Origin of the sequence: Brachybacterium muris, assembly GCF_016907455.1 — a bacterium.
Classification (GTDB): domain Bacteria; phylum Actinomycetota; class Actinomycetes; order Actinomycetales; family Dermabacteraceae; genus Brachybacterium; species Brachybacterium muris.
In genome coordinates, this window is sequence record NZ_JAFBCB010000001.1 from 1035660 (window position 1) to 1056209 (window position 20550).

The following is a 20550-nucleotide window of genomic DNA, read 5'->3' on the forward strand; positions in this document are numbered from 1 at the left end:
CCGCCGTGCTGTGAGCGCGGAGTTCCGGACGACGCCCGACGGAGGGACTGTTCGTGAAGCTGCGCTGGTACACCGTGGTGATCGACTGCCGCGACATCCACGCCCAGGCCCGCTGGTGGGCCCAGGTGCTCGACGGGGAGATCGTCTACGAGGACGACAACGAGGTGGCGATGATCCCCGGCGGCCTACCCGAGGGCTACGACGTTGACGCCCCGATCCCGGCAGAGCGGTGGCATCGTGAGCCCCCTGCCCTTGTGTTCGTGCCGGTGGCGGAGGGCAAGCAGGTGAAGAACCGGCTGCACATCGACCTGGCCGCCCACGTCGACGACGATCGCGACGCGCAGATCCAGCGCCTGCTCGACCTGGGCGCCACCCAGGTGGACGTGGGGCAGGACCCGGAGCAGGTCACCTGGACGGTGCTCGCCGATCCCGAGGGGAACGAGTTCTGCGTGCTGTCCTCGCGGGACCACTGACTCCCGCGGGACCGGTCGCTGATCGCTGCCTGGTGCGTCAGTGCTTCTCGAGGATCTCCGTCAGCTCGGCGAGGTCCTCGGCGACAGCCTCGGCGTCGGCCTCGAACTCGTCCTCGCTCATCGCGGCCCGGCGCAGGGAGAAGATGACCTCGCTGCGCTGATCGTCGACGGAGATCACGCGCATCGGGTTCAACGTGGATTCGCCCGTGGGCAGGGTCACCGAGTGGTCAAGCACGCCATAGGGGTTCTCGGGCACGAAGCTGATCAGCACCCGGCCCATGGGGGTGTTCATGGACCACTGCTCGACCTCGTGCTGGACGTCGGTTCCGCCCAGCCCGGCCGCCCAGCGGGGCAGGTTCTGCGGATCGCGCACGAAGTCGTACACCTCGGCAGCGGGACGGTCGATGATCGTGGTGACGTGTCGGGTCTCGCTCATGCGGTGACCGTAGCAGGCGACCGGAGGGGTTCGCCCGGGCGCTGGGCGTGCGCAGCTTCGTCCGTGGTGAGCTCGTCGAGAGCCCGGAGCGCCGCCCGTACGACGCCGATGACGGTGGCGGCGTCGGTGACACGGACCTGGTGATGTAGGCCAGTGATCCGCGGTGAGACCACGACCCAGCGCACTTCACCTCGGCGGCGCATCCTCCCGATCTCGATGGTGCGGCCACCGGGGAGGTCTATCGACAGTGCGCCGCTGGCACCTTCACGCAGCCTGCATTTGAGTGCCGGACGCCTGGCTGAGTATTCGTAGTCGTGGGAGCCACCGAATCTTGCTCTTGGGGACCGCCGATCGTGCCGACGGGGGCCAGTAGCCGCCGCGGTGGGGACCACTGGCTCCCGCCGGCATCGGGTCACTGGGGCAGTGCGGTGTGTTCTCGCATGTTCCTGTCGCCGGTGTCGATCCAGATTGTGTTGTGCACGATGCGGTCCATGATCGCATCGGCGTGGACTGCTCCACCGAGCCGGGCGTGCCAGTCCTTCTTCGGGTACTGGGTGCAGAACACGGTCGAGCCGGTGTCATAGCGGCGCTCGAGCAGTTCCAGCAGCATCGAACGCATTCCCTCGTCAGGATGGTCCAGCAGCCACTCGTCGATCACCAGCAGCGAGAACGTGGAGTACTTCCGCAGGAACTTCGTCTGGCCCTGCGGCTTGTCCTTTGCCAGGGCCCAGGCCTCTTCGAGGTCGGGCATTCGGATGTAGTGGGCTCGGAGCCGGTGCTGGCAGGCCTGCTTCGCCAGCGCGCAGCCGAGGTAGGACTTCCCTGAGCCGGTGAAGCCCTGGAAGACCACGTTCTGTTGCCGCTGGATGAAGGAGCAGGTTGCCAGTTGCGCGATCACGTTCCGGTTCAGTCCCCGTTCCTCGACCAGATCCAGCCGCCGCAGGTCCGCTCCGGGATAACGCAGCCCCGCCCGGCGGATCAGACCCTCGACCTTTCCATGATTGAAGATGGAATGCGCCTCGTCCACGATCAGCTGGAGCCGTTCCTGGAACGACATCCCCAGCACGTGAGCCTCATCCTGGGCATCGATCGCGTCCAGCAGCGCGGTCGCGCCCATCTCGCGCAGCTTCCGCTTCGTGTCGTTATCGATCACGCTCACCGGACACCTCCGGCGTAGTAGTCGGCGCCACGGACGTATCCGCCGTCTTCCGCGGGTTCCTCGCGGGGTGGACGCAGGGCGGCGACCTTGTCCTGCCCGGTGGCCAAGATCGGGTGCAGATGCGCATAGCGCGGTGAACGGACCCGTCCCGTCAGCGCGAGTGCGCAGGCCGCCTCGACCCGATCTACGGAGAAGCGGCGAGAGAGCCGTAGCACCGCCAACGCGGGATCCAGGCCCTGTTCCACGATCGGCACGGACTCGAAGATCCGCTGGATCACGATCACCGTGGCCGGCCCGACCCGATCTGCCCACGCCCGCACCCTCTGCGCGTCCCAGGCCTGGAAACGCTCGCCCGCAGGTAGGTCCGCGTCGTTGGTGCGGTACTCATTGCTCGCGGTCTCCGGGAGCAGCAGGTGACTGGTCAGTCGCTGGCTGCCCTGATAGATCTCCAGCGTCCGGGCCGTGATGCGCAGATCGACCTTCGCGCCGATGTGCGCGAACGGCGCGGAGTAGAAGTTCCGCGCGAACGTGACGTGCCCGTTCCTGCCCACTCGTCGTCCGTAGTGCCATGTCGAGATCTCGTAGGGCACCGCCGGCAGCGGCGTCAGCAGCGGCCGCTCCTCCGCGTCGAACACGCTGGCGCGGGATCCGGGCCGCTTCTGGAACGGCTCCGCGTTATAGGCCTCCATCCGCTGCCCGATGGCGGCTGCAAGTTCGGGCAGGGACGTGAATCGCTGATCCCGCAGCCCGGCGATGACCCAGGTCGCGACGTGCGCGACGGTGTTCTCCACGCTCGCCTTGTCTTTCGGTTTCCGCACCCTCCCCGGGAGCACCGCCGCCGAGTAATGCGCTGCCATCTCGCGATACGCATCGTTCAGGACGATCTCGCCCTCGCGGGGGTGCTTCACCACACCGGTCTTGAGGTTGTCCGGAACGATCCTCGGGACCGTCCCGCCCAGCGCCTCGAACATCGCTACGTGCGCTCGCAGCCAGGACTCCTGGCGCATATCCAGCGCCGGGAAGCAGAACGCGTAACGAGAAAAAGGCAGGCAGGCAACGAACAAGAACACCTTCGAGACCTCGCCGGTGACCGGATCGGCCAGCTCCATCGTGGGGCCGGACCAGTCGACCTCCACGCTCTGGCCGGCCTTGTGACCGACTCTCGAAGCGGCACCGGTGACCATGACGTGGTGCTGGTAGGTGCGGCAAAACCGGTCATACCCCATCGCCGGATCCCCAGCCGCCGTGGTCGCGTCGAAGTACTCGCCGTGCAACAGCTTCAGCGTCACGCCGACCCTGGCCATCTCTCGATGGACCTGTTCCCAGTCCGGCTGTGCGAACACGCTCTCGTGCTCGCCCCGGCCCGGGAACAACCGGGCATACACCTGCTCATCGGCGACGTCCGCGATATCGCCCCACCCGATCCCTGCAGCGTCAGCGGCCTCGAACACCGCCCTCACGGACTTGCGGGACATGCCCTGCGAGGACGAAATCGCTCGCCCCGACAGACCTTCTGCGCGCAGCTGGAGCACCAGCTTCGCCCTGATCTTCCGTACCATTCCAGATTGCTCCTTCCGCCGCGTGCCCTATACACACGGCGGAAGGAGCGTAGACAGAGCGGCCCCAACGACACCACTGGTGGTCCCGAACGACGCCACCGCTACGGCAGCGACGTGGCACCCGAACCCTCGATCAGCGGACCCCAGCGAGGCGAATATTCACCTGGCCAGCAGGAGCCGAAGGATCGCATCTCGCTGGGCCGAGAGTGCGGTGCCGTCTCGGTGCAGGTCGATCGTGGGGGACATCGCTCCTCCTGAAGGGTCGGTGCACTGCTGACCTTGCATTTCGCACGATAGGGGTGGGGTGTGACAGACGAGGGTCGCTGCCGACTGGCTCGGCGCTGGGGCTGTCGCTGTGGTCGGTGTAGTCGGTCATTGCGGTCAGTCATCGGGACCCGTTGGGCTCTCGTCGGTACCCGGAGGACCTATCGCCGGGCTCGGGGGTTCTCCGGGGTGGGCGGGGTCGGCGGCCGGCCGACGATCTCCTGGCCGAGGTGATTCCGAGTGAGGCGTGCCAGAGGCGCCGCGCGCTCCGTGGGGACTTTCCCACGTGATCTGCCCGGACCGTTCTGCAGCCCTGCCAGGGGTGACGTGCCAGGGGCCGTGCTCCTTGAGGTAGTTGCAGCGCTCGCAGAGACCTTGGCCGTTGTCGTAGTTCGTCGGCCCACCCGATGCGACGGACACGATGTGGTCGATGTGCCTGATGCGAGCGTTGCACCAGGGAGTTCGGCAGGTCTCGTCGCGCCACGAGATCATTCGCTTCAACCCTGCCGGGAATGCACGCGCTCGTGACTCCATCGCCACCAGTTCACCCGTTCGTGGATGCGTGTAGAGACGGCGGAAGACTGCGGTCACTTCGATGTCGGGGTGCTGCTCGACAGGATGGGCGTTCTCCATGGCATCGATGTCGCCCCAGTCGTCGTCGGCGGGTATGCCGGGCGGCTTCTGCGGTTCCGGAGACGGTGGAGCTTGCGGAGTTGGCAGAGGTGGTTCGTCGTCCACTCTCGGGGCGATGAGCATGCCTGGAGGTGCTCCGCTCATGGTGTCACTGATGATGTGCGCTGGGATCGGACCGTAACCCTCGATCCGTGCGATCTCCCCGTCGGCCTCCGAGCACAGCAGTGCCCGGTCGGTGATGATGACGCCCACGTCCAGGCGGAAGCCTGGTTCGCGGCTGGGTGATGGTCGGTGCGTGGTGTTGCTCGGTTCGGCTTCGCGTGCCCCGCCGAGAACGAGGGTGACGAGGTTGTCGGCCTGGAGGGCCTGATGGGAGTCCCGCGCACCAGCTGCCTTCTGGGAGGTAGCTGCAGCGTCCAGGGTCTTCATCACGGCGGTCGCATCGAGGGCTCGCAGGACCGCGGTGATCCGAGCCATCCCGTCTCCGACCGGTTGCATGGTGACGTTGCGGGCCCGCGCGGCTCGTTCTGCACGGGCGCGGGACTCCGAGGGGTCAGCCTGCTGGCTGAGCTCGCGTACGAGTTGGCGGGTTCGGCGGGTCCCGAGCCCGTCCAACCGTGTGGGGTTCTCGGCGATCCAGTCGTCGACCTCCGTGCACACGCTGGGATCGGAGCCATCGAGGGTGCGAGCGATGGCATGGGCGGTGCGTTCGGTGATCAGCCCGGATGAGAGGTACTCGAGGGTTGCCGGCATATGGCTGACCAGCCGACGTGCTGAACTGAGGGACAGTGACGAGGAGTGAGGCGAGACCCGACGGGCAAGGGCGAGCTCGCTGGACACACCGTGGCCCTGGTTCTTCTCCGGGACGTTTCGGGCGGCATCGGCCTGCCGGATCCGCTGCTCCGCGGTGACCTGCCAAGTCGAGTCCATCGCAGCGAGACTCGATCGCAGTTGGTCGATACCGGCGACCACCGCGAGAGCCTCCTCGCTGGACCCCGGCTGGGTGGCGTTCAACGGCCTTGTGACCGCGATGGTGTCGGTGAGGGCGATGACCGCGCGACCGAGGATCTCGGCGAGGACATCACGCACCGCGCCTGATGCAGGCAGCGACGAAGCGTGTTCGACCGCACGAGCCAGCGCGTCACGAATCTCCGGCTGCGGGCCGGGGTTCGTGTCGCCATGGGGCGTGCGCGGTGTTTCCATGCCCCCATTCAATCCACCCCGACTGACAAACGAAGCAAATGCGCGACCTGGTTGAGCTGAAATTGCTGGTCAAGGCCAAGAAAAAACTTCTTTGTGGAAAACTCTCAGTGGGGAGGAACTGAGATCCGGCTTTCCGATTGTGGAACGCCTTGTGGATAACTGAGTCTTGGGGAGGAACCTTATCTCATCTGATCCTCATTGTGGGAAAGATTGAGGACAATACTGCGATCAGTCAGAGCTTTGAACTGCGGCGAGTTGTGCGGTTCGGCTCACGTCAGAGTTCGCGGTGGGTTGCTGCGGGGTCGCGGTGGCCTTCGGTGTCGGGGTTTCGTGGGGGGATCCAGGGATCGGTTTCTTCGTCGACGGGGATGTCGGGGTTGACGAGTCTGGATTCGAGGGACTTGGAGAACAGGGGGACGGGGTCGGAGGCGATCTCGATGGTGCCGTCGATGTCCTGCCATTCGCCGCCGTCGACGGAGAACTGTCCGGCGAAGGTGGTGGTCAGGGTGATGTCGTACCAGCCCTCCTGGGTGTAGGTCGCGGTGACCTGCTCGGAGGGGTAGGGCTTGCCGGGCTTCTTGGTGGTGATGGTGTTCCCGTCTCCGAGGTCCGAGTGGTACTGGATCGGGATTGCCCGCACCTGCACGGGGACGCCCAGCAGCTCGGTCTCCAGGGTTTGGGTGGTGGGGTCGGCGTACAGGACGTTGATCATGTTCACCGGCAGCCACCCCTCATCCGGTCCCGCATGCGCACCCAGTGGCTGGACGGGCAGTCGTCACCGACTCCATCGTCACCTCACCCTCCGCACGAGTGCGGGAATTAGCAGTCGCGCGGGGAACGGCGACGCCGCCGGCGTCGATGGAGTAGTTCGTGCCCGTGGTACACGCGGCGGTCGATGCGATGCAGTTCTGCGGAGCGCCCGCTACGCCGGTGCAGTTGTTTCCACCCCACTCCGTCGTCTTGCGGCTCCGAGTCACCCACCGATCGAGAGCTTGAGCGGGGGTGCCGTGAAGTGAGCCACCTCCATCGGTTGCGCTGAGACTCGGAACGTTGTTACCTGAGGTGGATTGGTCAACCTCTTCGTTAGAGACTCCAATCTTTCCGTCTTCAATGACTGAGTCGATTGCTGAGGACGTGGTGCCGGTAGCGCCGCGAGGAGGAGCCAGGCAAGAACGCAGCAAGCAGCTCTGTAAATGAATTGACTTTGGTGTCCCTCAGTCATCGTCTGCCTCGTCGGGGGTGAACCTTGCTGACATGACCACCCACTGGTCTTCCTCGAAGGTCATTGCCGCGGCCGAAATAAATTTTGTGCGCGGCTCTTGTGCGACCTCGTCGGATTCGGGTGACGGCTCCGTGTGAGATGATAGATGGAATGTGTACCCCACTTCGAGGTCGTACAGGTCTGAATCAAAGTGGGCGGTCCCGATGTCCTCGATGGTCGTTTGGGACCAATACTTGCCATCTTTCGCAAGACCTTGGATGGATCTTGTATTTGAGATACAGGTTTGACATTCGGGGTTATGTAGATCTTCGAAATGATCTGTCTGCCCCGTTTGATAGCCCCAGATCATGACGGCCACGTAGTACCGGAACGCCTGCTCCGCACCCTCCGGGGTGTTCTGGTCCATACCGCGGTAGTCGGCGGGGTCCGGGGCGGGGATGTCGGGCGCTGCGGCAGGGGAATCCCCGCCGCCGTCGCTGGCGCCACTGCCGCCGTCACTGGGCTCAGCGCCACCGTCGTCGCTGCCGCCACCGATGTTGATGCTGGGTGGCGGCGTGGTCACGGTGCCGCTGCCGCCCGTGTCGGTGCAGGCCACGAGGCCGGACGCAAGCGCTGCTGCGGCTACTGGAGCCAGGATCCGACGATGCATGGGGAGCCTTCCGGAGGGGAGGTCGAACCCTTGCGCACTAACTAGACATCGTGGACAGGGCCACCAGTATCCGGAAATGTGGACAACCCGCGGCACCGCTCAGGAGGACGATGCCCAGCAAGGAGTCACGCGGGGGCGCGACGCCCAGGAAGACTGCCGCCGCCCGCCGCCCGCCGCCCGCGCTCACGCCTCGCCCAGCACCCGCGCTACGAAGTCGGCCGTCTCCATCGGGTCCAGCACCGCCGCTGGATGAGGGCCTGCCTTGTTCCAGGCCACGCGCCAATCCTCCACCGCGGGGGAGGACAGTGCTCCGCCCGTGGCGAGCACCAGATTCCCCTCCCGCAGATGCGTGACCAACCCTTAGTCTGCCAGCAGCCACACCTCTGACAGGCCGTGCTCTGCCGCCGCCCTCTCCAGTTCCCGGGCCTGGCCTGCGGCGAAGTGAAGTCCGGCGTCGTCGCCCACGTTCACCAGCAGCAGCCCATCGCCCTCCAGGTGGGGGAGTGCCTCGAGATAGAAGTCCCTGGTCGCGAGGTGTGCGGGTGACTCCTGGCCGGAGAACACGTCCAGCACGATCGCATCGAACCGTTCGCCCTCCATCGCGGCCAGCGACTCGCGGGCATCGCCGATCACCACCTCCAGCGCCGTGCCCGCAGGCAGTGGAAGAGCGCCGGTGACGAGCGTCGGCAGCTCCCGTTCGATCTCCACCACCACCTGTGGGGATCCCGGCCGTGTGGCCTGCACGTACCGGGGCAGGGTGAGAGCGCCGGCCCCCAGGTGCAGCACCCGGATCGGCTCCCCGGCCAGCCGGAACGCATCCAGCACGTTCGCAATGCGCCGCAGATACTCGTGCACCACCCGAGTGGGATCGGCCAGGTCCACATGCGACTGGTCGATGCCGCCGATCTGCAGCACCCAGCCCTCGTCCACCTCGTCGGCCACGATCCACGCCTCCTGGCCCGAGCGGCTCAGCCGAACGGACCGACGGGCGGAGAAGGGGGAGGCGGATGCGAGCGCATCCGGTGCAGTCATGTCGGCAGCATTCACCCGTCCATTCTCACCCGTGTGCGACGGCGGGTGATGTCGGTCGATGGCGGACGGGGCCGAAGGGCCCGACGCGATACCCCCTGGGGGTGTAGTTTCGGTACGGCTGGGCGTATCTGCCCGGATCGAGCACGAACGGAAGACGATAGACATGGCACCTCGCGCCCACCACGTCGAAGCTCCTCGAGCACCCCTGGCACGTCGTGGCGTGCTGTCCTCGATGGCGCTGGCACCGCTGTTCCTCGCAGGATGCCGGAACGATGAGCCGGATGCTGCGGGGCCGACCCCGGACTCATCGACCGACGGCACCGCCACCGACGGCGCGACGAGCGGAGGCTCCCAGGCAGGCACCGGCGACCTGCTCGCTGCCCACGGCCTGGAGGGCATGGACACGCGCGAGATCATCGAGCACCTGGAGGCGCTGACCCTCGACGAGAGGCCGCAGGACCTGATGGCCTCGGTGCGCCCCTCCCAGCTGCTCATGTCCGACGCGGAGGGGCGGGAGCTGGCCCTGCCGATCGAGGGCGACTTCTACCTCTCCACCGCGCCGTTCGTCGAGGGCACCCACGAGTGCTGGTTCCACAGCCTCACCACCTGCCGCGGCGAACTGGCGGAGGTGGAAGTCGAGGTGCGCGTCGCGGACGCCTCCACCGGCGAGGTGATCCACGAGGGCACCGAACGCACCCACCCCAACGGGTTCTTCGGACTGTGGCTCCCGCGAGGCGGCAGCTACGAGATGACCTGCACCGTGGACGGTGCCACCTCCACCACCGCGATCTCCACCGCCACCGAGGACGACGCCACCTGCCTCACCACCATGCAGCTCACCTGAACCCGTCGAGCTGACCGTGGCCGACCGGGCCCGCGCCCCTGCTCTCGTATGCTGACCTCCGCAGTCTCAGCGAAAGGAGCACGGTGATGGCATCGATGGCATCGATGGCATCGATGGCATCGACGGCATCGACGGCATCGACGGCATCGACGGCAGGGAAGCAGTCCGCGCAGGAGGCCGCGACAAGGGCCGATGAGGTGCTGGCGCAGCTCGGGGAGATGGCCGATCCGAAGATCCTCGCCGTCAACCAGCGCCACGGCGACGACCACGCCGTGAACCTCACCAAGCTGCGCGCTCTCGCCAAGGAGCTCAAGCACCAGCCCGAGCTGGCCCGTGAGCTGTGGGAAAAGGGCGACAGCGCTGGGCGACTGGTCGCGATCCTGATCTCCCGCCCCAAGGACTTCGAGGCCGACCAGCTCGATGCGATGCTGCGCGGAGCCGGCAGCCCGAAGGTGCACGACTGGCTGGTCAACTACATCGTGGGCAAGGGGAAGCACGCCGAGCAGCTGCGGCAGCGCTGGATGACGGATCTTGACCCTGTGGTGCAGGGCGCCGGCTGGGCACTCACCGCCGACAAGGTCCAGAAGAAGCCCGAAGGCCTGGACCTGCCCGCCCTGCTGGACCGCATCGAGACCGAGATGAAGGACGCCCCGGAGCGCCTGCAGTGGGGCATGAACACGTGCCTTGCCCATATCGGCATCGAGAACCCCGACCTGCGCGCCCGCGCACGGGGCATCGGGGAGCGCCTCGAAGTGCTCAAGGACTATCCCACCCCACCGAACTGCACCTCCCCGTTCGCGCCGATCTGGATCGACGAGATGGTGCGCCGCCGCGAGGGTTGAAAGAGCCCCGCGGGGGCGTGCGGATCAGCGCCCGCCGCGTAGGAGCAGGGTCCGCCGCGCAGGAGCAGGGGCCGTGGCCTCAGCTCTCCTGCTGGATGATCGCGATCTTCTGCCACACCTTGCGCGCCATGTCGGAGGTGAGGGTCTCGATGCCCTCCACCGCATCCAGCACGTCACCATCGGTGGTGTCCTCCGCGAACAGGGCCGCGCTCTTGCCCACCAGTGACAGCATCTCGGTGCAGTTGTCCAGGTAGCGGGTCAGCTCCGCTCGGGTCATCCCGAGGCCGCCGTCCTCCGGGGAAGAGCGCTCCAGGCGCTCGGGCACCTTAGTCAGCTGGTGCATGTCGATCACGTGTGCGAGGGACCGAAGGCGGTGCAGGATCCGCAGCACCCGCGCCCGTTCCATCCGCTCCGGGACCGTGAACAGGAAGAACACGGCGATGCCGCCGAAGACGAGGTCGTTGATGATCGTCTCGATCAGCGGCAGCAGATCCACCGGGCCCACCGCGTCGGGGCTGGAGGCCAGCTCGGCGGCGGCCAGCGCCACGGCACCGCCCAGGAACAGCACCACCGCGACCATGCCCACGCGGGACAGGAGGCGGGCTAGTCGCACGCGTCGTCGGCTGATGCCGGAGCCGGCGTTGACCTCATCCACCAGCGCCACCACCTCGCCGCACACCTCCCACAGGCTGCGGTCGGGGAAGCGGGAGGAGATCCGGTTCTGCAACTCCAAGGCGGAACGGCGCACCGCACCGCCGTCCAGATGCTGGAAGCGGCTGGAATCGGGCGGGCCGTCGTCGTGATCAGCGGGGCGCGGAGCAGGGGCTGCGGAGCGGGACACCGGAAGAGGCTATGTGATCAGGCGCGAGAGCGCGTCACTGGTAGGAGACCATCACCGGGGTGGGCTCCACCTGGAAGGTCTGCTCGGCGTCCAGCATCGGGATGTCCTCGTCGTAGAAGTTCTTCCACGCCATGTGGATCCCCTCGGGCAGATCCTTCTTCAGCGCCTCCCAGGTGGCGGTCTTCGCCCCCTGGCCTCCCTGGCCGTCGGCATGCAGGATCATCGCCAGCTCATCATGCGAGGTGTCCAGGTCCTGCCGGTTGCGGATCATCGAGTAGCGGAACTGGTGCAGCACCAGGATCTTCTGCGGCAGGTTGTTGGTACGGGTGAGCTCGGCGAGCCACGCGGAGACCTCGTTGACCTCGGCGGCCTCGACCGATCCGATCTGCTTAAGGTGTACCTGGTCGGGCTTCAGCCGCCACTCCGGGTCCAGCGCCAGGCCCACGTGGGGCTCCTTCAGCAGCTCCTCGTAGATCTTGGCCTGCTCCAGGAAGTGGGTGCGACCGGGCTGCAGGTCCAGGATCGCGAACATGCCGTTCTCACGCGCCGCATCCACGTAGGGCCGCAGGTGATCGATCGTGGACACGTTGGAGTAGCGGCCGTCCCGACCGGCGGTCGAGGAGGCCACCGTGGCGATGATCTCGAAGGACGGCACGACGGTGTCCTCGGTGAGGTCACGGTAGGGGGCGGCGTGCTCCTCGGCACGGGCCACCGACTCCTGGGGGCCCTGCTCGCCCATGACACCGAGCACGGGGGAGCCCGGGTGACCGTACAGAGCGATGATCCGCTTGCCGGGGATCACCAGCTGGCCACCGCCGGGGACCTCCGGAACAGTGCGGGCCATCTCGACGCGAGCGGGGAACTGGTCGCCGAACTCGGGGCTCAGCGCCAGCACCGGGCCGGTGGCGGCGGTGACGGCCTGGACCGAGTCGCTCGAGAAGCGGGGATCGGCATGGGGCAGCTCGGTCATCGTGGCGCCGGCGGCCTTCGCGGCGGCCAGGGCTCCGACGGGCACCTCGGCACCCGTGGCCGTGAGCGCCAGGGGAGCGGAGTCCCCGGAGGCGGCCTCGAAGTCCGGCAGCTTCCGCTTGCCGTCGAGGTCCTCGCCCGGCACCGGGTCCTCGCCGATGGTCAGCAGCACCCCGCCACCGGCCTCGAGGCCGGCGATCTCGGTGGCCAGGTCCTCCGCGGCGACGGGGTGGCGCTCGGTGAAGTCATGGCCGGTCGCATTCGAGAGCGCCTCGACGTCACCGCCTCCGCGCACCATGTCCACGCCGTCCAGCTCCAGCTGGCCGAAGGTGAGAGCCGCATTCGCCCCCAGGGCGTTCAGGGGCTCTGCGACGGAGGTGGCATCCCCGATCAGGAGGGGGACGCCCAGCGCGATCGCGGCGGAGGCTGCCGGGGCCAGTACGGCGGCGTCCTCGCTCGCGGCGACCACCGCCACAGGGGAGGAGGTGAAGGTCGCGGCGCTCACGGCGTTCGCGTCGGCCGCCATCACCCCGGCGGTCTCGGTGGAGCGCTGGACGGCATCAGGGTCCTGCGCGGCACCGCCCGCGTCGCTCGTGGTGCCGGGGGCGGTGTCGTCGCCGTCGCAGGCCACCAGCAGGCCACCTGCCAAGGGCAGGGCGAGGGCCGACCGCAGCAGCCGGCGGCGCGGGAACGAGGGGCGGGCAGGAGCGGGACGGGGGTGCACAGGCGAAGCATTCACTCACCCATGATCCATGAGATCGACCGGCAGTGGCGGGGCCGCGCCGTGGTGCACCGGACGCTCGGGTCACAGCGCCTGTGCCCGTGGCGGGCATCACAGGCCAGCACTGATGGGTGAAGGAATAGAACCATCTCGCCCAAGGTTGAGCCCCATGTACTCAAGTTCAGTGCGTCGCAGATTGACAAGGAGCGACTCGCGATCTCTACTTGAGTCGCTGTCACTCAGTCTTGCCGCCGATCCCGGCGGTTGCATGAACCACACGCGACCGGAAGGTCGCAGGAAGGCAGGCACACATGTCCCGTGTCGTCGGAATCGACCTCGGAACCACGAACTCCTGCGTCGCCGTCCTCGAAGGCGGCCAGCCCACCGTCATCACCAACGCCGAGGGCGCCCGCACCACCCCCTCGGTGGTCGCGTTCTCCAAGCAGGGCGACGTCCTCGTCGGCGAGGTGGCCAAGCGCCAGGCCGTCACCAACGTCGACCGCACCATCTCCTCGGTGAAGCGTCACATGGGCACCGACTGGACCACCCAGATCGATGGCAAGAAGTACACCCCGCAGGAGATCTCGGCCCGCATCCTGGGCAAGCTGAAGAAGGACGCCGAGAGCTACCTCGGCGAGTCCGTCACCGACGCGGTGATCACCGTCCCCGCGTACTTCAGCGACTCGGAGCGCCAGGCCACCAAGGACGCCGGCACCATCGCCGGTCTGAACGTCCTGCGCATCATCAACGAGCCCACCGCCGCGGCCCTCGCCTACGGCCTGGAAAAGGGCAAGGACGACGAGCAGATCCTCGTGTTCGACCTCGGCGGCGGCACCTTCGACGTGTCTCTGCTGGAGGTGACCAAGGACGAGGACGGCTCCACCATCCAGGTCCAGGCCACCGCCGGCGACAACCGCCTGGGCGGCGACGACTGGGACCAGAAGATCGTCGACTGGCTGATCTCGCAGGTCAAGAACAAGGACGGGGTGGACCTGTCCAAGGACAAGATCGCCCTGCAGCGCCTCAAGGAGGCCGCCGAGCAGGCGAAGAAGGAGCTCAGCTCCGCCACCTCCACCACCATCTCCCTGCAGTACCTCTCGATGACCGAGAACGGCCCGCTGCACCTCGACGAGAAGCTCACCCGGGCCCAGTTCGAGGACATGACCAGTGACCTGTTGGAGCGCACCAAGGCACCCTTCCACCAGGTGATCAAGGACGCGGGCATCTCCGTCTCCGAGATCGACCACGTGGTGATGGTGGGCGGCTCCACCCGTATGCCGGCCGTCACCGAGGTCGTCAAGGAGCTCACCGGCGGCAAGGAGCCCAACAAGGGCGTCAACCCCGATGAGGTCGTGGCCGTGGGCGCTGCCCTGCAGGCCGCGGTGATCAAGGGCGAGCGCAAGGACGTCCTGCTGATGGACGTCACCCCGCTGTCCCTGGGCATCGAGACCAAGGGCGGGGTGATGACCAAGCTCATCGAGCGCAACGCGGCCATCCCCACCAAGACCTCCGAGGTGTTCTCCACCGCCGAGGACAATCAGCCCTCCGTGGCGATCCAGGTGTTCCAGGGTGAGCGCCAGTTCACACGGGACAACAAGCTGCTGGGCACCTTCGAGCTGACCGGCATCGCCCCGGCCCCCCGCGGCATGCCCCAGATCGAGGTCACCTTCGACATCGACTCCAACGGCATCGTGCACGTGACCGCGAAGGACCGCGGCACCGGCAACGAGCAGTCCATCCAGATCACCGGCGGCTCCGCCCTGTCCGACGAGGACATCGACCGCATGGTGAAGGACGCCGAGGCCCACGCCGCCGAGGACGCCGAGCGTCGCAAGAACGCCGATGCCCGCAACACCCTCGAGCAGCTCGTCTACCAGGGCGAGAAGCTGATCAAGGACAACGGCGAGAAGATCTCCGACGCGGACCGCACCAAGGCCGAGGACTCCATCAAGGAGGCCAAGGAGACCCTGGCCAAGGAGGACGCCTCGACCGAGGACCTCGAGGCCAGGCGTGACGCGCTGAACGAGGCCCTGCAGGCCGTGGGCACCGCGATCTACTCGCAGCAGGAGGGCGCTCCCGGGGCCGACGGCACCGCGGGCCCCGAGGGTGAGCAGGCCGGCGCCGATGCCTCCTCCGACGAGGACGTGGTCGACGCCGAGATCGTGGACGAGGACGAGGAGAAGAAGTGATGACCGAGGACCAGAGCACTCCCGACGACGCACAGCGCCCCGAGGGCGAGCCGCGGTTCTCCTTCACCGACAATCGCAAGGTGGACCCGACGGACGGCAGCATCCGTCCGTCGGGCTCCGCCCCCGCGGACCAGGGTTCGCAGGGCGCGGGCTCAGCGGATGCCTCCGAGGCTCCCGTCGACCCGATCGACGCCGAGGCGGCCGAGCTCTACGAGCAGGCAGCCCAGGGCGATCAGGCCGGCGGCCAGGGCGAGGCCTCGCCTGAGCAGGCCCGCATCAGCGAGCTCGAGCAGCAGGTCAACAGCCTGGGCGAGCAGCTGAAGCGGGACCAGGCGGAGTACGTCAACTCACGTCGCCGCATCGAGGTCGCCGCCGAGGCGGGCAAGGACGCGGCAGTCGGTCGCGTGCTGGCCTCACTGATCGGTGTGCTGGACGACCTGGAGCTGGGCCGCAAGCACGGTGACATCACCGAGGGCACCCCGTTCCATTCGATCGCCCAGAAGCTGGAGGAGGTGCTGGGCTCCCACGGCCTGCACCGCTTCGGCGCGGAGGGTGAGCCCTTCGACCCGAGCCTCCACGAGGCGCTCATGCACGAGCAGGACGACGAGGCCACCGAGGCCACGATCTCCCTGGTGGTGCAGCCGGGCTACCGGATGCACGATCGCGTGCTGCGCCCGGCACGGGTGGGCACCCGCGGGCCTGCCTGAACCCGCAGGACCAGTAGTTACAGCAGTACCCCGGTGCGGGCCCGTCGGCCGATGACCGGCCGGCGGGCCCGCACCACCCCACAGACTTCTCATCATTTCCCTGACGCTCCCGGAAGGAGGCGCTCCACATGTCCGGACAGGACTGGCTCGACAAGGACTTCTACAAGGTCCTCGGCGTCTCGAAGGACGCGAGCGCGGAGGACATCAAGAAGGCCTACCGCAAGAAGGCGAAGAAGCTCCACCCCGACCGCCACACCGGTGACAAGAACGCCGAGGAGCAGTTCAAGCAGGTGGGCGAGGCCTATGCGGTGCTCAACGACGCCGAGCAGCGCCAGCAGTACGACGCGATCCGCGCCATGGGCTCCGGTGGCGCCCGCTTCGCCGCAGGCCCCGGCGGCCCGGGCGGTGCCGGTGGTGCCGGCTTCGACGACATCTTCTCCGCCATGTTCGGCGGTGGCCAGGGCGGCTTCAGCGGAGCCCGAGGCGGCCGTCCCGGCGGTTTCAACCCTGCCGGCGGCGGGCCCGAGCCCGACCTCGACGACCTGCTGCGCATGTTCGGCCAGCAGGGCGGCGCGCCCGGCGGCGGTTTCGGCGGCGGCTTCGGCGGAGGGCGTGGCCCTCGCCCCAGCGCCGGCCAGGACATCGATGCCCGCACGAAGATCAGCTTCCGCCAGGCGGCCCTGGGCACCGAGGTGCGCCTGAACGTGGACGGCCGCACCGTCACCACCCGCATCCCCGCCGGTGTGCACGACGGCCAGAGGATCCGCCTGCGCGGCAAGGGCCATCCCGGCCACGGCGGCGCACCGGCCGGTGACCTCATGCTCACCCTCGATGTGGAGCCCCACCCCGTGTGGAGCGCCGACGGTGCCGACCTGCGCATCACCGTGCCCGTGTCCTTCGACGAGGCCGTGCTGGGCGCCACACTCACCGTGCCGCTGCTGGACGGCGGCACCGTGAAGGTGAAGGTGCCGGCCGGCACCCCGAGCGGACGCACCCTGCGGGTGCGCGGCAAGGGCCTGGTGACCAAGAAGCGCACCGGGGACCTCAAGGTCACCGTAGAGGTGGCCGTCCCCACGCACGTGGAGGGCAAGGCCCGCCAGGCCGTCGAGGACCTGCGCGACGCGCTCGCCGACGAGGACCCCCGCGCCGGACTCTTCGAGGCAGCCGCCCGCTGACCAGCATTTCCCCCCGCCCCGTAGACCCGGAGCGCCATCACGAGAGGAGATCGCCATGAGCCCGCACCGCATCGACGACCGCGCACCCGTGTTCGTGATCTCCGTGGCCGCGGAGCTCTCCGGGATGCACCCCCAGACCCTGCGGCAGTACGACCGCATCGGCCTGGTCTCGCCCCGCCGCACCGCTGGTCGCGGGCGCCGCTACAGCGCCCGCGACATCGCCCAGCTGCGCGAGGTGCAGCGTCTCTCCCAGGAGGAGGGCATCAACCTCGCCGGCATCAAGCGCATCCTCGCCCTGCAGGACGAGGTCAGCGCACTGAATGAACAAGTGGAGACGGTGAAGGCCGCCCTCCAGGAGATGGTGGCCCGGCCCGGCTCGCGCGTGTTCTCCGCCGACCGCTCCGGCCGCGTCACCCCTCTGCGCCGTGGGGAGCGACCCCAGCGCTCCGACGGCGGAGCGCTGGTGCTGTGGCGTCCCGAGCGACGGCGCTAGCCTTTCCTCTGCACGCCCTCGGCCCGGTAGATCCCCGCCAGGCGCTCGGCGACCCGGCCCAGGTCCACATCCTCCGCGGCGGCGCGGCCGGCTGCGGTGAGGTCCGCGAGGTCCCCTGAGAGCAGGGCACCCAGTTTCTCCCGCACCGCGGCGGGGAAGGCGGGACCGTCGCCCGGCACCATGTGGGTGACCTCGCCGTCCGGCAGCCAGTCGTGGTAGATCGGGATGTCCCGCAGCAGCACCGGTGCCCCGCAGGCCAGGGCCTCCAGCAGCACGATCCCCTCGGTCTCCTCCTTGGTGAGGAAGCAGAAAGCGTCGCAGCCCGCGTACGCGTCCCGCAGCACCTCGGCGCTGACGTACCCCGGGAACAGGCAGTTGCTCGGGGCCGAGGCGATCGCGGCGGCCACGTCGTTGGTGATCAGTCGCGGGTCGGTGCGGCCGTACCAGACGAAGGTGACACCGGGCATCTGCCGGGCGACCTCCACCCAGTCCAGGATCCCCTTGCGCACCATCTGGATGCCCACGCTCATCACCACGCGGGTGTCGGCAGGCAAGCCCAGGGACGTGCGGAGGCGATCGCGCGCCGAGGGGTCGGGGCGGAAGTACGAGGTGTCCACGCCGTTGGAGAGAACGTGGATGCGGCGCCTGATCCCGTACTTGGGCTGGGAGACCAGGCTGCGGGAGTAGTCGGTGGGGGTGATGACCGCGTCGCCGCGGCGGTACAGCAGCGCGATCCAGCGGCGGAACAGCGGTGCGATGCGGTTCGCGCCGGTGAAGGAGTCCCGGAAGTCCTCCTCGGTGGAGTGCGCCCACATCAGCACCGGCCGCCGTCGCAGCCGCGCCCACCACGACAGCAGCAGGGTGTCGGGGAACGGGGTGTTCAGGTGCATCACGTCGAAGGGACGTAGCGGGGAGGTGACCACCTCGTGCCCCAGGGAGCGCACGATCTGCTCCTGGTGGCGGATGGCGGCGCCGATCCCGGACTGCCCGGCGATCCGGGACAGCCCGCGCGGCATCAGCACCCGAAGGGGACGTCTGGTCGTCATCGCCCGGTCACCAGGGGAGGAACTTCAGCAGCACGGCGCTGACCCCCAGCCCGTAGGTGATCAGGGCCCAGGGCTTGCAGGTGAGGATGATCAGCACGTAGGTGCGCCACGTCATGCGGGTGGTGCCGGCCAGGTAGCACAACAGGTCGTCCGGAGCCACGGGCAGGGCGATCGCAGTGGCGAACAGCCGCGTGAAGTGCGGGCTGCGGGTCCATCCCAGGGCCTTCTCCACGGCCTTGGCGGAGAACATCCGCTCGATCAGGTCCAAGCCCAGGTGGCGGGCGATAGTGAAGTTCAGCAGGGACCCGGCGCACACCGCGAGGTAGTTGTACACGGTGCCCTCGACGGGGCCGAACAGGACCGGACCGGCCACCACCAGCAGCCCGCCCGGGACCACCGGGAAGATCACCGAGGCCATCGAGACCACCAGGAACGCCACCGGACCCCAGGCGCCCAGGCCGTCGATGAAGCCCTGCAGGTTCTCCAGGGAGCGCAGCACGCCGGCCTGCCAGCCCCACCTCACCAGGCCGATGCTCACGGCCAGGCCCAGCAGGGGGGAGAGGCGGGCCGCGATGCGCAGGGGGTCGCGACGGCGCTCCGGGCGGGCCGTCGCGTCGACGGCAGGGGCGGGGGCAGGGGAGAGCGTGGCGCGGTCCTTGCGGATCACGGGGCACGGTGGCTGCTTCACGACGATGTCGGCGGTGCTCACGCCGGCACGACCTGGCGCGAGAGGATCCGGGGGGTGCGACGGGTGCGGGTCTGCCGGTACACCTCGAGCACGGCCTGGCCGAACTCGCGGGCGCCGCAGGTGTCACGAGCGTGCTCCACCGCCGCGCCCGACATGGCCTCGCGGGAGATGTCGTCGTCCAGGAGCTGGTCCAGGCGCAGGCGGAACTCCTCGGTGCCCTCGACCTGCCAACCGGTCACCCCATCGATCACCACGGGGGCGAGCGAGGGGTCGCGGCGGCACAGCAGCGGCAGCCCGCAGGCCAGCGCCTCGATGAAGGTCAGGCCCTGGGTCTCGCTGAGGGAGGCGCTGACGAACACGTCGCCGATCCGGTACCAGCGCTGCACCTCCTGGGGATCGACCACGCCGGTGAACCGCACCCGCTCGGCGATGCCCAGCTCCACGGCCCTGTGCACCAGCTCCTCGCGGTAGGGGCCGTCGCCCACCAGCACCAGCACCACGTCCTCACGGCCGGCGGCCGCGAGGTTCTCCAGGACCTCGTCGAGGTTCTTCTCCTTGGCCAGGCGGCACACGGAGATCAGCACCCGCTGATCGGGGCGCACCCCGATCGAGGCGCGCAGGGCGGCGGCATCGGCCCGCTCCTCGGCAGTGGTGGCCGGGCGGAAGCGCTGCAGGTCCAGGCCCGTGGGGACCACGTGGATGGGGCGGCGCACCTTGTAGGAGCGCAGCAGCCTGGAGACCTTCTCGGTGGGGACGATCACCGCATCGGTGCCCTCCAGCAGGCGGCGGGAGAAGGTGGCGACCACCTTGCGGCCCACGGTGCGGCTGGGGGAGTAGTAGTGGGTGTAGTCCTCGTAGATGGTGTGATAAGTGTGCACCAGGGAAACCCCGAGGGTGCGGGCGATGCGGCGGGCCCACACATGGGTGGAGAACTCGCACTGGGAGTGGACCACGTCGGGCTGCCACTGCAGGATCTCGGCCAGCACGTGCTTGTTCGCGGGCATGCCGATCCGGGCGTGGTCGTACACCAGCTGCGCCGAGAGCGAACCGATGTGGTACACGCCGTCCTCGCTCCAGGTGCGCATGCCGCCGGAGAGGGTGAGCACGCGGACCTCGCAGCCCAGGGCCTCCAGTTCGCGCCGCAGGGTGCTCACGGACGCCACCACGCCGTTGACCACGGGCTCCCACCAGTCGGTGGTCAGCAGCACGCGCAGGGGTCGCTCGGGACGGGGGACGTTCCGCTCCAGAGGGCGGGGCCTCAACATGTTCACAGCTCGAGCATCCCAGCCGCCGGTGCCCGGCGCGTCAGACGGAAGGACGGACTCCATCAGACCTCGGTCTGATACGGGTCCCGACCTTCTACGACCTGCTCTCCATGCCTTCATGTCACCGAGACTACGGTCCC

Annotated in this window: 21 protein-coding genes; 7 read left to right on the forward strand and 14 right to left on the reverse strand. The window is 68.3% G+C overall.

What is annotated here, in order from left to right; translation table 11 throughout:
* Positions 1-53 precede the first annotated feature (53 nt).
* The gene (locus JOD52_RS04780; RefSeq protein WP_204408932.1) at positions 54-473 is read left to right on the forward strand and encodes a VOC family protein; all 420 of its coding nucleotides are present in this window, start codon (positions 54-56) and stop codon (positions 471-473) included.
* 37 nt (positions 474-510) lie between these two features.
* Here the strand turns inward: JOD52_RS04780 and JOD52_RS04785 are convergent, their stop codons facing one another.
* The 9 genes from JOD52_RS04785 to JOD52_RS04820 all read right to left on the reverse strand — a co-directional run bounded on the left by JOD52_RS04785 (position 511) and on the right by JOD52_RS04820 (position 8630).
* Positions 511-909, reverse strand: a complete 399-nt coding sequence (locus tag JOD52_RS04785) for an SRPBCC family protein (protein ID WP_017822954.1) — start codon at positions 907-909, stop codon at positions 511-513.
* Between the two features lie 264 nt (positions 910-1173).
* Entirely contained in the window at positions 1174-1317 is a 144-nt protein-coding gene (locus JOD52_RS04790) for a hypothetical protein (RefSeq protein ID WP_204408933.1), read from the reverse strand.
* A 4-nt stretch (positions 1318-1321) separates the two neighbouring features.
* Complete coding sequence (locus JOD52_RS04795; RefSeq protein ID WP_338124028.1) at positions 1322-2068, reverse strand: ATP-binding protein; 747 nt, start codon at positions 2066-2068, stop codon at positions 1322-1324.
* Positions 2065-3627 (reverse strand): IS21 family transposase, encoded by a 1563-nt coding sequence (gene istA / locus JOD52_RS04800; protein WP_204408388.1) that lies wholly within the window; start codon positions 3625-3627, stop codon positions 2065-2067. The genes JOD52_RS04795 and istA overlap by 4 nt, the downstream gene beginning before the upstream one ends.
* Before the next feature lie 381 nt (positions 3628-4008).
* Positions 4009-5727, reverse strand: coding sequence for an HNH endonuclease (locus tag JOD52_RS04805; RefSeq protein WP_239551794.1), 1719 nt, complete (start codon positions 5725-5727; stop codon positions 4009-4011).
* 274 nt (positions 5728-6001) lie between these two features.
* Positions 6002-6439, reverse strand: coding sequence for a hypothetical protein (locus tag JOD52_RS04810; protein WP_239552110.1), 438 nt, complete (start codon positions 6437-6439; stop codon positions 6002-6004).
* A gap of 502 nt (positions 6440-6941) precedes the next feature.
* Complete coding sequence (locus tag JOD52_RS04815) at positions 6942-7598, reverse strand: DUF6318 family protein (RefSeq protein WP_204408934.1); 657 nt, start codon at positions 7596-7598, stop codon at positions 6942-6944.
* Between the two features lie 183 nt (positions 7599-7781).
* Complete coding sequence (locus JOD52_RS17685) at positions 7782-7925, reverse strand: hypothetical protein (RefSeq protein ID WP_338124050.1); 144 nt, start codon at positions 7923-7925, stop codon at positions 7782-7784.
* A 33-nt stretch (positions 7926-7958) separates the two neighbouring features.
* Positions 7959-8630, reverse strand: coding sequence for a spermidine synthase (locus JOD52_RS04820; RefSeq protein ID WP_338124051.1), 672 nt, complete (start codon positions 8628-8630; stop codon positions 7959-7961).
* A 163-nt stretch (positions 8631-8793) separates the two neighbouring features.
* On the opposite strand from JOD52_RS04820, the gene JOD52_RS04825 reads away from it, so the two are divergent.
* Positions 8794-9474 (forward strand): CueP family metal-binding protein, encoded by a 681-nt coding sequence (locus tag JOD52_RS04825; protein WP_042342833.1) that lies wholly within the window; start codon positions 8794-8796, stop codon positions 9472-9474.
* Between the two features lie 95 nt (positions 9475-9569).
* Positions 9570-10316, forward strand: coding sequence for a DNA alkylation repair protein (locus tag JOD52_RS04830; protein WP_204411504.1), 747 nt, complete (start codon positions 9570-9572; stop codon positions 10314-10316).
* 79 nt (positions 10317-10395) lie between these two features.
* On the opposite strand, the gene JOD52_RS04835 is transcribed toward JOD52_RS04830, so the two are convergent.
* Together JOD52_RS04835 and JOD52_RS04840 are read right to left on the reverse strand one after the other, a co-directional pair.
* A complete protein-coding gene (locus tag JOD52_RS04835) occupies positions 10396-11157 on the reverse strand; it encodes a hypothetical protein (protein WP_017822946.1) in 762 nt (253 codons plus the stop codon).
* A gap of 34 nt (positions 11158-11191) precedes the next feature.
* The gene (locus tag JOD52_RS04840; RefSeq protein ID WP_237738657.1) at positions 11192-12865 is read right to left on the reverse strand and encodes a hypothetical protein; all 1674 of its coding nucleotides are present in this window, start codon (positions 12863-12865) and stop codon (positions 11192-11194) included.
* 293 nt (positions 12866-13158) lie between these two features.
* Between JOD52_RS04840 and dnaK the strand changes: the two genes are divergently transcribed.
* From dnaK to JOD52_RS04860, 4 genes are all read left to right on the forward strand, one after another.
* Positions 13159-15036 (forward strand): molecular chaperone DnaK, encoded by a 1878-nt coding sequence (gene dnaK, locus JOD52_RS04845; protein WP_204408935.1) that lies wholly within the window; start codon positions 13159-13161, stop codon positions 15034-15036.
* A complete protein-coding gene (locus JOD52_RS04850; RefSeq protein WP_204408936.1) occupies positions 15036-15743 on the forward strand; it encodes a nucleotide exchange factor GrpE in 708 nt (235 codons plus the stop codon). Before dnaK ends, JOD52_RS04850 begins: the two co-directional genes overlap by 1 nt.
* Positions 15744-15871: 128 nt before the next feature.
* Positions 15872-16918 (forward strand): DnaJ C-terminal domain-containing protein, encoded by a 1047-nt coding sequence (locus JOD52_RS04855; RefSeq protein ID WP_204408937.1) that lies wholly within the window; start codon positions 15872-15874, stop codon positions 16916-16918.
* 55 nt (positions 16919-16973) lie between these two features.
* Complete coding sequence (locus JOD52_RS04860; protein WP_204408938.1) at positions 16974-17411, forward strand: heat shock protein transcriptional repressor HspR; 438 nt, start codon at positions 16974-16976, stop codon at positions 17409-17411.
* Here JOD52_RS04860 and JOD52_RS04865 read toward each other — a convergent pair.
* Genes JOD52_RS04865 through JOD52_RS04875 form a run of 3 tightly spaced genes read right to left on the reverse strand, consistent with a single transcriptional unit; the run spans position 17408 to position 20410 of the window.
* Positions 17408-18457 (reverse strand): glycosyltransferase family 4 protein, encoded by a 1050-nt coding sequence (locus tag JOD52_RS04865; protein ID WP_239551795.1) that lies wholly within the window; start codon positions 18455-18457, stop codon positions 17408-17410. The two genes, JOD52_RS04860 and JOD52_RS04865, sit on opposite strands and share 4 nt — an antisense overlap.
* A gap of 7 nt (positions 18458-18464) precedes the next feature.
* Complete coding sequence (locus JOD52_RS17690; protein ID WP_204408939.1) at positions 18465-19166, reverse strand: VTT domain-containing protein; 702 nt, start codon at positions 19164-19166, stop codon at positions 18465-18467.
* Positions 19163-20410 (reverse strand): glycosyltransferase, encoded by a 1248-nt coding sequence (locus tag JOD52_RS04875; RefSeq protein WP_031306996.1) that lies wholly within the window; start codon positions 20408-20410, stop codon positions 19163-19165. The genes JOD52_RS17690 and JOD52_RS04875 overlap by 4 nt, the downstream gene beginning before the upstream one ends.
* Between the last annotated feature and the right edge of the window lie 140 nt (positions 20411-20550).